Origin of the sequence: Actinomadura geliboluensis (assembly GCF_043197915.1) — a bacterium.
Classification (GTDB): Bacteria; Actinomycetota; Actinomycetes; order Streptosporangiales; family Streptosporangiaceae; genus Spirillospora; species Spirillospora geliboluensis.
Genome location: NZ_JBICUA010000001.1, coordinates 1,073,213 through 1,085,870, shown reverse-complemented (window position 1 = coordinate 1,085,870; position 12,658 = coordinate 1,073,213). Strand labels below are relative to the sequence as shown.

The window sequence follows — 12,658 nt, the reverse complement described above, 5'->3', positions numbered from 1 at the left end:
TCATCCTCGTAGTACTTGGCCGGCGCGCGGGCTGACCAAGCTTCTCGTCCTGCGCGCCTCCCCTCGACCGCTTCACGGCGGCGGGGGTTTTTTGTTGCCCGGCGAGCCAAGACTCACTCCCCAAGGAACCGCAGAATCATGACGACCGAACAGATGACGGGAGCCCAGGCGCTGGTCCGCGCCCTGGAGAACGTCGGCGTCGACACCGTGTTCGGCATTCCGGGTGGCGCGATCCTCCCGGCGTACGACCCGCTGTTCGACTCCAAGAAGCTGCGCCACGTCCTCGTCCGGCACGAGCAGGGCGCCGGACACGCCGCCCAGGGCTACGCGATGGTGACCGGCAAGGTGGGCGTCTGCATGGCCACCAGCGGCCCCGGCGCGACCAACCTCGTCACGGCGATCTCCGACGCCTACATGGACTCGGTGCCGATGGTGGCGATCACCGGCCAGGTCGCGTCCTCCCTCATCGGGACGGACGGCTTCCAGGAGGCCGACATCGCCGGCATCACGATGCCGATCACCAAGCACAACTTCCTGGTGACCAAGGCGTCCGACATCGCCCGGACGATCGCCGAGGCGTTCCACATCGCGGGCACCGGGCGGCCGGGGCCGGTCCTGGTCGACATCGCCAAGGACGCGCTCCAGGCCACCGTCGCCTTCGAGTGGCCGGTCGCGCTCCAGCTGCCCGGCTACCGGCCCGTCACCCGGCCGCACTCCAAGCAGGTCCGCGAGGCGGCCCGGCTCATCGTGAACGCCGAGCGCCCGGTGCTGTACGTCGGCGGCGGCGTGCTGAAGGCCGGCGCGTCCGCCGAGCTGAAGGTGCTCGCCGAGCTGACCGGCGCGCCCGTCGTCACCACGCTGATGGCCAAGGGCGCGCTGCCCGACAGCCACCCGCTGCACATGGGCATGCCCGGCATGCACGGCGCGGTCGGCGCGGTCGGCGCGCTGCAGCGGTCCGACCTGCTGGTCACCCTCGGCGCCCGGTTCGACGACCGGGTCACCGGCAAGCTGGACGGGTTCGCGCCGCACGCCAAGGTCGTGCACGCCGACATCGACCCGGCGGAGATCTCCAAGAACCGGCACGCCGACGTCCCGATCGTCGGGGACGCCCGCGAGGTCATCGCCGACCTGATCGTCGCCGTGCAGAACGAGCACGAGCAGGGCCACGAGGGCGACTACACCGACTGGTGGCGGCAGCTGAACGCCTGGCGGGAGACCTACCCGCTGGGCTACGACACGCCGGCCGACGGCTCGCTGTCCCCGCAGTACGTCATCGAGCGGATCGGGGAGATCGCCGGTCCGGACGCCTACTACGTCGCGGGCGTCGGCCAGCACCAGATGTGGGCCGCGCAGTTCATCAAGTACGAGCGGCCGGGCGCGTTCCTGAACTCCGGCGGCGCCGGGACGATGGGCTACGCCGTCCCGGCGGCGATGGGCGCCAAGGCGGGCGCGCCCGACACCACGGTGTGGGCGATCGACGGCGACGGCTGCTTCCAGATGACCAACCAGGAGCTCGCGACCTGCGCGATCGAGGGCATCCCGGTGAAGGTCGCGATCATCAACAACGGCAACCTCGGCATGGTCCGGCAGTGGCAGACGCTCTTCTACAACGAGCGCTACTCCAACACCGGCCTCAAGCCGCAGGCCGAGCACGCCGAGAAGCGGATCCCCGACTTCGTCAAGCTCGCCGAGGCGTACGGTTGTGTCGGCCTGCGCTGCGACAAGGCCGAGGACGTCGACGAGGTCATCGCCAAGGCCATGGAGATCAACGACGCGCCCGTCGTGATCGACTTCGTCGTGCACGAGGACGCCATGGTCTGGCCGATGGTCGCGGCCGGCACCACCAACGACGACATCAAGATCGCGCGGGACATGGCGCCCGAGTGGGAGAACGGAGACTGACCCCGATGAGCCTGCACACCCTCTCGGTGCTGGTGGAGAACAAGCCCGGCATCCTGGCCAGGGTCGCGGCGCTGTTCTCCCGGCGCGGCTTCAACATCGAGTCCCTCGCGGTCGGCGTCACCGAGCACCCGGACATCTCCCGGATGACGATCGTGGTCAACGTCGCCGACCTGCCGCTCGAGCAGGTCACCAAGCAGCTCAACAAGCTGATCAACGTGCTGAAGATCGTCGAGCTGGACTCCGGGGCGTCGGTCCAGCGCGAGCTGGTGCTGGTCAAGGTGCGGGCGGACGCGGAGACGCGCTCGCAGGTGCTGGAGACCGTCAACCTGTTCCGTGCCAAGGTGGTGGACGTCGCGCCGGACGCGGTCACGATCGAGGCGACCGGCAACCGCGACAAGCTGGACGCGTTCATCCGGGTCCTGGAGCCGTTCGGCATCAAGGAGCTGGTGCAGTCGGGCATGGTGGCCATCGGCCGCGGCGCCCGGTCCATCACCGACCGCTCGCTCCGGGCGATCGAGCGCAGCGCGTAGCCCGTGCGGGGCCCGCCCCCGCACGCCGGCAGACCAATACAGATACAACGAAAGGCGACAGCACTGTGGCTGAGATGTTCTACGACGACGCCGCCGACCTGAGCGTGATCCAGGGCCGGCACGTGGCGGTCATCGGCTACGGCAGCCAGGGGCACGCGCACGCGCTCTCCCTGCGCGACTCCGGCGTGGACGTCCGGGTCGGGCTCCGCGAGGGGTCGGCCAGCCGGGAGCTGGCGGAGGCCGAGGGCCTGCGCGTCGTGACCCCGGCGGAGGCGGCCGAGGAGGCCGACCTCATCATGCTGCTGGCCCCGGACCACCACCACCGGGAGATCTTCGAGAAGGACATCAAGCCGGCCCTCGTCGAGGGCGACGCGCTGTTCTTCGGCCACGGTTTCAGCATCCGCTACGGCCTCGTCCAGCCGCCGGAGGGCGTGGACGTGGCGATGGTCGCACCGAAGGGCCCGGGCCACCTCGTCCGCCGCCAGTTCGTCGCCGGGCGCGGTGTGCCGGTGATCGTGGCCGTGGAGAAGGACGCGTCCGGCAACGCCTGGCCGCTGGCCCTCTCCTACGCCAAGGCGATCGGCGGCCTGCGCGCGGGCGGCATCAAGACCACCTTCACCGAGGAGACCGAGACCGACCTGTTCGGCGAGCAGGCCGTGCTGTGCGGCGGCGCGTCCGAGCTGGTCAAGACCGGCTTCGAGGTGCTGACCGAGGCCGGCTACCAGCCGGAGGTCGCCTACTTCGAGGTGCTGCACGAGCTGAAGCTGATCGTCGACCTCATGTACGAGGGCGGCATCTCCAAGATGTACTGGTCGGTGTCCGACAACGCCGAGTACGGCGGCTACCGCAGCGGCCCGCGCGTGATCACGCCGGAGACCAAGGCCGCGATGAAGAAGATCCTCGGCGAGATCCAGTCCGGCCAGTACGCCAAGGAGCTGGTGGACGAGTTCGAGAGCGGCCAGAAGAAGTTCAAGGAGTACCGCGAGAAGATGGCCGAGCACCCGGTCGAGAAGACGGGCGCCGAGCTGCGCCCGATGATGAGCTGGCTCAACGACTGAGCACCGCGCCGGGGGCGCGGAGGCCGGCGGCCTCCGCGCCTTCGCCGTTCTCCGGGTCCGGCCCGCGTGCCGGGGAGGCTCAGAGGCCGAACCGGCGGAGCAGCCGGGCCCGCAGCGAGGGGCCGCCGCCGGTGCCGCTGACGAAGAGCGCCAGGTGGCCGCCCCTGGTGAAGTAGACGGCGACGTCCTTCGCGCCGGCCGCCCGCCGCTGCGGGCCGGTCCGCACGCCCTCGGCGCGGACGGAGCCGAAGCGGGCCTCGCGGGTGACGCCGAGCGCGGTCGCCGCGACGTGCACGTCCCAGCGGCCGGGCGCCACGGCGGCGGGGTCGGCGACGGCCTCGAAGCCGCGGGCGCCGTCCGGGCGGGGCCCGGCGGGGAAGCCGTGCTCGACGCCGGAGGTCCGCTCGCGCAGGATGAGGTCCACGGCGGTGTGGTTGGTCTCGACGCGCTGGAGCGCGGCGACGCCGCGGATGCGCACCTTGCGGCCCTGCCAGGCGACCGCGTCGAGCCGGTGCTCGACGCCGACCTCGGTGGTGATGTCGGCGTCCTGCCTCGGGACGCCGCGCAGGTAGGGGTACATCGCGTAGATCCGGCCGCCGACCACCACGGCGCCCGCCGGGCTGCCCTCCACCTCGTCCCGGATCAGCCGCTCCAGCTCGTCGCGCAGGCCGTGCTGGATGCAGAACGCCCGGAGCCGCACGGACGCCGGCATGGCGGCGCGGGCGGCCTCGCTCAGCCCCTCCTCGCCGAGCAGGTGGCGGGTGCCCTCCACGAGCCGCTCCCGCTGGACGCGGTCGAGGCTCAGGTAGCGGTGGTCGTACACGCGCAGCACGTCGCGCAGGACGCTGATGGTGCAGTCCGAGGTCACGGGTCTCTCCTGATCGGCCGGGGACATCGGTCACGTTAAGGCTCCGCGCCGTCGCTCACAGTGAAATCCCGGTGGTGTGTCCTCCCGGATGCATACTCGGTATTGCCTTGGGGATACGCGGTATGCATACTTGGTAGGCATGTCGATCCGTCACGGCCTGCTGGCCCTGCTGTCCCAGGGGCCCCGCTACGGCTACCAACTGCGCGCCGAGTTCGAGTCCTCCACCGGCGGCACCTGGCCGCTCAACATCGGCCAGGTCTACTCCACCCTCTCCCGGCTCGAACGCGACGAGCTCGTCACCCGCGTCGGCGCCGACGACGAGGGCCGGTTCGTCTACCGGATCACTCCGGCGGGCGAGGCCGACGTCCGGCGGTGGTTCGCCACCCCGCTCGTCCGGGCCGACCGGCCCCGCGACGAGCTCGCGATCAAGCTGGCGATGGCCGTCACCACCCCGGGCGTGGACGTCGCCGCCGTCGTCCAGGCGCAGCGCACCGCCACGCTGCGCGCCCTCCAGGACCTCACCCGGCTGAAGGCCGACGCGCCCGCCGTCCCCGCCGACCAGGGCGACCGCGCGTGGCGGCTGGTCCTGGAGTCCATGATCTTCCAGGCGGAGGCCGAGGTGCGCTGGCTGGACCACTGCGAGTCCTACGTCGCCCGCGCCGAGGCCCCCGCGGCCCCGGCCGCGCCGGCCGCCGCGCCCGCCGAGGCGCCGGAGAAGGCCGACGAGGAGGCGCGGCGATGAGCGTCCTGTCCCTGCGGGACGTCTCCCGCGACCACGGCAGCGGCCCGGCCCTCGTGCACGCCCTCGCGGGAGTGACGCTGGACGTCGCCGAGGGCGAGTTCGTCGCGGTGATGGGCCCGTCCGGCTCCGGCAAGTCGACCCTGCTGACGCTCGCCGGCGGGCTCGACACCCCGACGTCCGGGCAGGTCCTCGTGGCCGGCGCCGACCTCGGCGCGCTCGGCCGCGCCGCCCGCTCGGCGCTGCGCCGCCGCGCCGTCGGCTACGTCTTCCAGGACCTCAACCTCATCCCCAGCCTGACCGCCGCCGAGAACGCCATGCTGCCGCGTGAACTGGACGGCGTCCGCGCCCGCAAGGCCCGCCGGGAGGCGCTGGAGGCACTGGAGGAGGTCGGCGTCGGCGACCTCGCCGACCGCTACCCCGACGAGATGTCCGGCGGGCAGCAGCAGCGCGTCGCGATCGCCCGGGCGCTGGTCGGCGACCGGCGGCTCGTCCTCGCCGACGAGCCGACCGGCGCGCTCGACAGCCACACCGGCGAGGACGTCATGCGGGTGCTGCGGGGCCGCTGCGACGCGGGCGCGTCCTGCCTGATGGTGACGCACGAGTCGCGGCACGCCGCCTGGGCCGACCGGGTCGTGTTCCTGCGCGACGGCCGGCTCGTCGACGCCACCCCCGCCCGCACCGGCCCCGAGACCCTGCTGCAGGAGACGACGTGACCCGCTACGGATTCGCCTTCCGCCTCGCGCGGCAGGACGCGCTGCGGTCGAAGGGCCGCACCGCGCTGGTGCTGTGCATGATCGGCCTGCCGGTCGGCGCCGTCAGCGCCCTCGCGGTCCTGCGAGCGACGACCGCGGCGCGGGACGGCGCGGGCGGCGCGGGCGGCGCGTCCGCCGCCGAGGCCGGCGTGCTGGCGCTGATCGTCGCGATGGCCGTGCTGGAGGTCGTGCTGCTGGCCGGGCCGGCGTTCGCCGTGGACGTCCGGCGGCGCCGCCGCGACCTCGCGCTCGTCGCCGCGGCGGGCGGCGGCGGCCGGCATCTGCGCGCCGTCGTGCTGACGAGCGGGATCCTCCTCGGCGGCTCCGCGGCGCTCGGCGGGGCCGTGCTCGGCGTCGCCGGCGCGGCCGCCGTCAAGTGGATCGCCGAGGCCCGGGGCGCGGCCCCGCTCGGACCGTTCACCGTGCCGTGGCTCCTGCTCGCCGCGGCCGTGCTGCTCGGCGCGGGCAGCGGGCTGGCGGCCGCGCTGGTCCCGGCCGCGCAGGCCGCCCGGATGGACGTCGTCGCGGCCCTCGCCGAGCGCCGCGAGGCGCCCGCACCGGGCCGCCGCGGCTGGCCCGTCGCCGGGGCCGTGCTCGTCGCCGCGGGCGTGGCGCTGTGCCTGGAGGGCGTCCGGCGGTGGCGCGAGTTCGGCGCCGCGATCGGCGCGGCGGCGATCATCATCGGGCTCGTGCTCGCCTGCCCGTGGCTCATCGGCGCGGCCGGGCGGCTCGCGCACCGGCTGCCGCTGCCGCTCCGCCTCGCCGTCCGGGACGGCGCCCGCAACCGGGCCCGCACCGCGCCCGCGGTCGCCGCGATCATGGCGGCCGTCGCCGGGATCACCGCGCTGGCCATCGGGGGCGCCAGCGACCTCCGGCAGGAGCAGGTCGAGTACCAGGCGCGACTGCCCATGGGCTCGGCGCTGGTCCGGCCGCCGCTGGACCGGGCGGACCAGGTCGGGGCCGCCGTCCGGGGCGACCTGCCCGGCGTTCCAGTCCTGCCGCTGAAGGCCATGCCGGGGCAGGACGGGGTCTGCGCGTCCGAAGACTGGTCGCAGTGCCCCTCGGTGAGCTTCGCCGCCGAACTCGACGGGGACGCCTCCTTCACCCTCATGGACAACGTGGTCGGCGGCGCCCGCGAGGCCAGGCTCGTCCTCGGCCGCGACGATCCCGCCGTCACGGCCGCGCTGGCCGAGGGCAAGATCGTGCTGTTCCGGGTCAAGCCCTTGGCCGGAGGGACGACCACGGCCAAGGTGTCCTACTGGGCGGACGACAAGGAGCACACCGTCCGGACGATCGAGAACCTGCCGGCGGTCGCCGCTCCCGGCGACCCGCACGTGCGGGCCATCGTGCCCCCGGCGGCCGCCGCGAAGATCGGGCTGCCCGTCCGGACGGAGGCGTTCGGCGTCGACCGCGCCGACCACCGCGTCACCGAGGCCGAGCAGGCGCGCCTGGACAAGACCCTCGACTCCTTCACCCGCGACGACGGTTCCGTCTACGTCGAACGCGGCTTCACCGGGTCGTTCGGCAAGGTCACGCTGATGCTGGCGGGAGCGGCGGGCGTCCTCGCGCTGGGCGGGGCGCTGATCGCGACCGGCCTGGCGTCCGCCGACGCCCGGCCCGACCTCGCGACGCTCGGTGCCGTCGGCGCCCGGCCGGGCACCCGGCGGCTGCTGGCCATGGGGCGGGCAGCGTTCATCGCCGCGCTCGGCTGCTGGCTCGGCATCGCGGGCGGGCTCGTCCCCGGCATCGCGGTGGCGCGCCCGCTCACAAGCGAGGTCCAGGAGACGGGCGCCGCGGCGCACGGTGTGATCGTCGACATCCCGTGGATGCTGCTCCTCGCGGTCGGTGTCGGCATCCCGCTGCTCGTCGCGCTCGTCGCCGGGGCAACCTCCGCCTCCCGGCTCCCGGCGACCCGCCGCACCGCGGCCTAGGAGCCCACGCCGCGACCCGGGAACGCCGCCCCACGGCCCGCCAGGCCCCGCACCGCGGTCTGGCGGGCCCCGCTCGGGGAGAGGCGGGCCCCGCTCGGGGAGAGGCGGTCCGCACCCAGGGGAGTGGCGGGCCGCACCTGGGGAGTGGCGGCTCGCAGCCGGGGAAAGGCGCGGTCATGGAGCCGCGCCGACCGGGGAAACGCGCGGGCCGGAACTCAGCCGCGCGCCGGACCGGTGGTAGCGTCCGGCGCGTGGCCGAGGTCGTCGTGGCGCAGGAACCCGTCGGGGAGGTTCCGGCCGGCACCGGGGGAGGCGCCCGGCGCCGTCCCCGCCTGCCGCTCGCCGCGCTGATCGCGGCGAGCGCGCTGCTGTACGCGGCGTACGCGCTGATGCGGCTGCGCGCCTTCCGGACCGGCAGCTACGACCTGGTGATCTTCGACCAGGCGGTGCGCTCCTACAGCCGGTTCGACCTGCCGGTCGCCATGGTGAAGGGCGTCCACAACGGCTTCGGGCCCGGCTTCTCCGTCCTCGGCGACCACTTCTCGCCGATCCTGGCGCTGCTCGCGCCGCTCTACTGGATCCACGACGGCCCCGAGACGCTGCTGGTCGCGCAGGCCGTGCTGCTCGCGCTCGCGATCTGGCCGATCTGGCGGTACACCGAGCGCCGGCTCGGGCCCGGCGCCGCGTACTGCGCGGCGGGCGCCTACGCGCTGTCCTGGCCGATCGCCGAGGCGCTCGCGTTCGACTTCCACGAGGTCGCGTTCGTCCCGCTGCTGTCGGCGCTGCTGGTCGAGCGGTACGACGCCGGGCGGCGCGTCCACGCGGCGCTGGCGGCGGCCGCGCTGCTGCTCGTCAAGGAGGACATGGGGCTCCTCCTCACGGGCTTCGGCCTCTACCTGCTCACCCGGCCCGACGAGCCGGACGGCGAGCGGCGGCGGCTGCGCGACCTGCTGCCCAGGGGCGACCGCCGGGCCGGCCTCGCCTACGCGGCGGTCGGGCTGTGCGCCACCTGGGTCAGCTCGCGCGTGCTCATCTCGGCCTTCGGCGGCGACAACGGCTACTACTGGGCGTACGGGGCGCTCGGCCCCGACGTGCCGCACGCCGCCGTCCACGCCCTCACCCAGCCGTGGGACGTCGCCGCCGTGCTCGTGGACCCGCCGCAGAAGGTGCTGACGATGGCGCTGGTCGTCCTGCCGCTGCTCCTGCTGCCGCTGGCGTCCCCGCTGACCCTCACCGCCGTGCCGCTGCTCGCCGAGCGGATGCTCGCGAGCAGCTTCGGCAACTGGTGGGAGCCCCACTACCACTACAACGCGTTCATCGTCGCCGTGCTCGTCCTCGCGGCGGTGGACGGGGCGGCGCGGCTGCGCGGGCGCTGGGGGAGGGCGCGGCGCGTGCCGCCCGTCCTGCCGATGGCCGGAGTGCTGGCCGCGACGCTCGTCTGCGTGCCGTTCTTCGCCTACCGGCACCTGGCCGACCCGGCGCTGTGGCGGCAGAACGAGCGGGCCCGCGCGGCCGCGGCGGCGGCCGCGACGATCCCCGACGGCGCGCTCGTCGAGGCGGCCAACGGCGTCGGGCCCGCGCTGACGTCCCGCGCCCGCGTCCTGCTGTGGGACGAGCGGTCGCGCGGGGCGCCCTGGGTGGTCGCCTACGTCGGGCGGCTGGAGTTCCCGTTCCCGTCGGTCGCCGACCAGCGGCGGCGCGTCGCCGAACTGGAGGCCGCCGGGTACCGGACGGTCTTCCGGCAGTCCGGATACATCGTGCTGCACCGCGACGCCCCCGATCCCTGGTGATCGGACCGTTTGGGCGGATTGTCCAGTGACCGATGGACGACATCGCGGTCAGAATTCCAGTGAAGGTACCGTTCGGATAAATATCCCTATCGTTTCTGGGTACTTTGCCTGATACTTGAAGAAAGCCGTGACGGCCGCGGCCACTGCGTGGAGAACCTGCGCGAACACCCGTGTGACCGCCGCCGGAGCGGGTCCTGGGGCGGAGCGGATGAGCGGTGTGAGGCTGATCGAGGTCAACGGACGGACGCCGGCCGGAGGCGGTGCGCAATTCCCCGCCGGCGCGGCAATCGCGCGGCTAGTCAATTTTCTCAATAACGGTGCGGAGTCATGACATGCCGCCGCATGGGGACAAGGACGTCCGGCGCTGGGAGACGTGCGGCCTGGCGTGGATCGGCGTGCTGCGGCACGTCTGGTCCGCCGGCGAGGCCGGGCTGGAGGACGGCGGCCCCATCATCGAGGGGCCCCCGCTGCTGTTCGAGGTCAGCTCGCTGAGCTGGGAGGACCCGATCCTCCACGAGTACGGCGACCACGCGCGCCTGGTCCGGCGCGCCCAGGAGCGCACCCGCCGCGTCGTCCGCGGCCGGTACTGGCCCCGGCTGCACGACCTGGACGGGCACGACCAGATCCGCTGGGTGGTCGACCTGCTGCGGGCCAGGCCGTGGACGACCAGCGCGTGGATCTCGCTGACGATCCCGGGCGAGCCGGCCGACGGGCTGCCGGCGCTGACCGCGCTGTCGTTCCGGATCCGCGGCTACCGGCTGACCATGACCGCGATGTTCCGGTCGCAGAACGTCCACCGCGGCTACCTGATGTACATCCCGCTGCGCGAGGTGCAGCTCGGCGTCGCCGAGGAGCTCGGGCTGCCCGCCGGGCCGCTGCGGGTGTTCGTGGACGTCCCGCACGTGCACGTCGCCGACGCCGAGCGGGTGGCGTCCGTGCTCGCCGCCGTCCCGGAACCGAACGCGGCCTGACAGAACGGGGCGAACCCGTAGTTACCGGTGAGTCTTTCCCTGCCGGGAACCGGCGCGGCCCCCTGGTTATAGACTCGTCTGCCGGGGGCGAGGTCCACGACGAGGTGACTCGCGACTTCACCTGCACACAGCACACGAACATCCCACTTTTCCGAAGGACTGTTTCCTCTTGAGCAAGCCCGTCGTCCTCGTCGCAGAAGAACTCTCCCCGGCCGGCATCGCCGTGCTGGAGGCCGACTTCGACGTCCGGAGCGTCGACGGCGGTGACCGCGAGCAGCTGCTCCCGGCCGTCGCCGACGTCGACGCCCTGATCGTGCGCAGCGCCACCAAGGTCACCGCCGAGGTGTTCCAGCACGCCAAGAAGCTCCGGGTCGTCGCCCGCGCCGGCGTCGGCCTCGACAACGTCGACGTGGAGGCCGCCACCAAGGCCGGCGTCATGGTCGTCAACGCGCCCACCTCCAACATCGTCACCGCCGCCGAGCACGCGATCGCGCTGCTCCTCGCCACCGCGCGCAACGTCCCGCAGGGGCACGCCGCGCTCAAGCAGGGCGAGTGGAAGCGCTCGAAGTACACCGGCGTCGAGATGCAGGGCAAGACCGTCGGCGTCCTCGGCCTCGGCCGGATCGGCGTCCTGGTCGCCCAGCGCCTCGCCGCCTTCGACATGAACGTGATCGCGTTCGACCCCTACGTGCAGGCCGCCCGCGCCGCGCAGCTCGGCGTCAAGCTCGTCACGCTCGACGAGCTGCTCCGCGAGAGCGACTTCATCACCGTCCACCTGCCGAAGACCCCCGAGACGCTCGGCCTCGTCGGCGACGCCGAGCTCCACAAGGTCAAGCCGAACGTGCGGATCGTCAACGCCGCCCGCGGCGGGATCGTCGACGAGCAGGCCCTCGACGTCGCACTCAAGGACGGCCGCGTCGCCGGCGCCGGGCTCGACGTGTTCAGCAGCGAGCCCTGCACCGACAGCCCGCTGTTCCACCACGACAACGTCGTGGTCACCCCGCACCTCGGCGCCAGCACCCACGAGGCGCAGGAGAAGGCCGGCACGCAGGTCGCCCGCTCGGTGAAGCTCGCGCTGTCCGGCGAGTTCGTGCCGGACGCCGTCAACGTGCAGGGCGGCGCGGTCGCCGAGGACGTCAAGCCCGGCCTGCCGCTCGCCGAGAAGCTCGGCCGCATCTTCACCGCCCTCGCCGGCGGCGTCCCCGTCCGGCTCGACGTCGTCGTCCGCGGCGAGATCGCCGAGCACGACGTGAAGGTGCTGGAGCTCGCCGCGCTCAAGGGCGTCTTCGTGGACGTCATCGAGGAGGCCGTGACCTTCGTCAACGCGCCGCTGCTGGCCCGCGACCGCGGCGTCGAGGTAACCCTCACCACCTCCGAGGACAGCCCCGACTGGCGCAACGTCGTGCAGGTGCGCGGCACGATGGCCGACGGCGACGTCGTCTCGGTGTCCGGCACGCTCACCGGCCCGAAGCACGCCGAGCGCATCATCGAGATCAACGGCTACAACATGGAGCTCGTCCCGACCGAGCACATGGCGTTCTTCTCCTACGTCGACCGCCCCGGCATCGTCGGCGCCGTCGGCAAGCTGCTCGGCGACGAGCAGGTCAACATCGCCGGCATGCAGGTCGGCCGGGACGCCAAGGGCGGCAAGGCGCTGATCGCGCTCACCGTCGACTCCGCCATCGCGCCGCAGCTCGTGGAGGCCATCACCCGCGAGGTCGGCGCCGACATGGGCCGCCGCGTCGACCTGGAGGGCTGACGCCCGCCCGCTCATCTCACATACTGAGAACCTCCGCCACGGATCGGGACAACCCGCCGTGGCGGAGGTATTCTCGCAGGTAGTCATGCGGCGCTTCGTAGTAATCCTTCGCTGCCGCAGCGGGGCCTGATCATCGGCAGGCCGGCACCCGCTGCGGAGGTTCTGCCTGGCCGTGAGCCCGATTTTCGCGCCGGACCGTGCGACCCCACGCTCCCGGCAGGCCCTCCCGCCACAGCACAGCGAATCTGGAGCATTTGCCATGGACGACACCTGGAACAACACCACGGCCGAAGAAGCCGAAGAAGAGGCCACCCGAGCCCTGCAAACGGCCCTGGACCGTAGGGCGGAATAGCCC

At 73.2% G+C, this 12,658-nt stretch carries 10 protein-coding genes; 9 read left to right on the top strand and 1 reads right to left on the bottom strand.

Features of this window, described 5'->3' with window-relative positions:
• The first annotated feature begins 15 nt into the window (after positions 1 to 15).
• The 3 genes from ACGFI1_RS05205 (at position 16) to ilvC (ending at position 3,490) form a co-directional block, all read left to right on the top strand.
• Positions 16 to 1,902 carry an acetolactate synthase large subunit gene (locus ACGFI1_RS05205; protein ID WP_392783051.1) on the top strand — a complete coding sequence of 629 codons (1,887 nt, stop codon included), beginning with the start codon at positions 16 to 18 and terminating at the stop codon, positions 1,900 to 1,902.
• Positions 1,903 to 1,907: 5 nt separating this feature from the next.
• Entirely contained in the window at positions 1,908 to 2,432 is a 525-nt protein-coding gene (gene ilvN, locus ACGFI1_RS05200; protein ID WP_138636588.1) for an acetolactate synthase small subunit, read from the top strand.
• Positions 2,433 to 2,506: 74 nt separating this feature from the next.
• On the top strand, positions 2,507 to 3,490 hold the full coding sequence (gene ilvC, locus ACGFI1_RS05195) for a ketol-acid reductoisomerase (protein ID WP_386868012.1): 984 nt from the start codon (positions 2,507 to 2,509) through the stop codon (positions 3,488 to 3,490).
• A 79-nt stretch (positions 3,491 to 3,569) separates the two neighbouring features.
• Here the strand turns inward: ilvC and ACGFI1_RS05190 are convergent, their stop codons facing one another.
• The gene (locus ACGFI1_RS05190) at positions 3,570 to 4,358 is read right to left on the bottom strand and encodes a hypothetical protein (protein ID WP_392783047.1); all 789 of its coding nucleotides are present in this window, start codon (positions 4,356 to 4,358) and stop codon (positions 3,570 to 3,572) included.
• A 139-nt stretch (positions 4,359 to 4,497) separates the two neighbouring features.
• On the opposite strand from ACGFI1_RS05190, the gene ACGFI1_RS05185 reads away from it, so the two are divergent.
• The 6 genes from ACGFI1_RS05185 to serA all read left to right on the top strand — a co-directional run bounded on the left by ACGFI1_RS05185 (position 4,498) and on the right by serA (position 12,303).
• Positions 4,498 to 5,100, top strand: coding sequence for a PadR family transcriptional regulator (locus ACGFI1_RS05185; protein WP_387067937.1), 603 nt, complete (start codon positions 4,498 to 4,500; stop codon positions 5,098 to 5,100).
• Positions 5,097 to 5,813, top strand: coding sequence for an ABC transporter ATP-binding protein (locus ACGFI1_RS05180; protein ID WP_392783044.1), 717 nt, complete (start codon positions 5,097 to 5,099; stop codon positions 5,811 to 5,813). The genes ACGFI1_RS05185 and ACGFI1_RS05180 overlap by 4 nt, the downstream gene beginning before the upstream one ends.
• Positions 5,810 to 7,783: a hypothetical protein gene (locus ACGFI1_RS05175; RefSeq protein ID WP_392783039.1), complete on the top strand. Its 1,974-nt coding sequence runs from the start codon at positions 5,810 to 5,812 to the stop codon at positions 7,781 to 7,783. Before ACGFI1_RS05180 ends, ACGFI1_RS05175 begins: the two co-directional genes overlap by 4 nt.
• 251 nt (positions 7,784 to 8,034) lie before the next feature.
• On the top strand, positions 8,035 to 9,573 hold the full coding sequence (locus ACGFI1_RS05170; protein WP_387067929.1) for a DUF2079 domain-containing protein: 1,539 nt from the start codon (positions 8,035 to 8,037) through the stop codon (positions 9,571 to 9,573).
• A 332-nt stretch (positions 9,574 to 9,905) separates the two neighbouring features.
• The gene (locus tag ACGFI1_RS05165; RefSeq protein ID WP_240807859.1) at positions 9,906 to 10,544 is read left to right on the top strand and encodes a hypothetical protein; all 639 of its coding nucleotides are present in this window, start codon (positions 9,906 to 9,908) and stop codon (positions 10,542 to 10,544) included.
• Positions 10,545 to 10,713: 169 nt separating this feature from the next.
• Positions 10,714 to 12,303 (top strand): phosphoglycerate dehydrogenase, encoded by a 1,590-nt coding sequence (gene serA, locus ACGFI1_RS05160; protein WP_386867434.1) that lies wholly within the window; start codon positions 10,714 to 10,716, stop codon positions 12,301 to 12,303.
• Positions 12,304 to 12,658 lie beyond the last annotated feature (355 nt).

What these genes read in the sequence shown, in the direction of transcription:
- ilvC (WP_386868012.1), top strand. Translation starts at nt 2,507, where the DNA reads ATGTTCTACGACGACGCCGCCGACCTGAGCGTGATCCAGGGCCGGCAC.
- ACGFI1_RS05165 (WP_240807859.1), top strand. Translation starts at nt 9,906, where the DNA reads ATGCCGCCGCATGGGGACAAGGACGTCCGGCGCTGGGAGACGTGCGGC.
- ilvN (WP_138636588.1), top strand. Translation starts at nt 1,908, where the DNA reads ATGAGCCTGCACACCCTCTCGGTGCTGGTGGAGAACAAGCCCGGCATC.
- ACGFI1_RS05180 (WP_392783044.1), top strand. Translation starts at nt 5,097, where the DNA reads ATGAGCGTCCTGTCCCTGCGGGACGTCTCCCGCGACCACGGCAGCGGC.
- ACGFI1_RS05185 (WP_387067937.1), top strand. Translation starts at nt 4,498, where the DNA reads ATGTCGATCCGTCACGGCCTGCTGGCCCTGCTGTCCCAGGGGCCCCGC.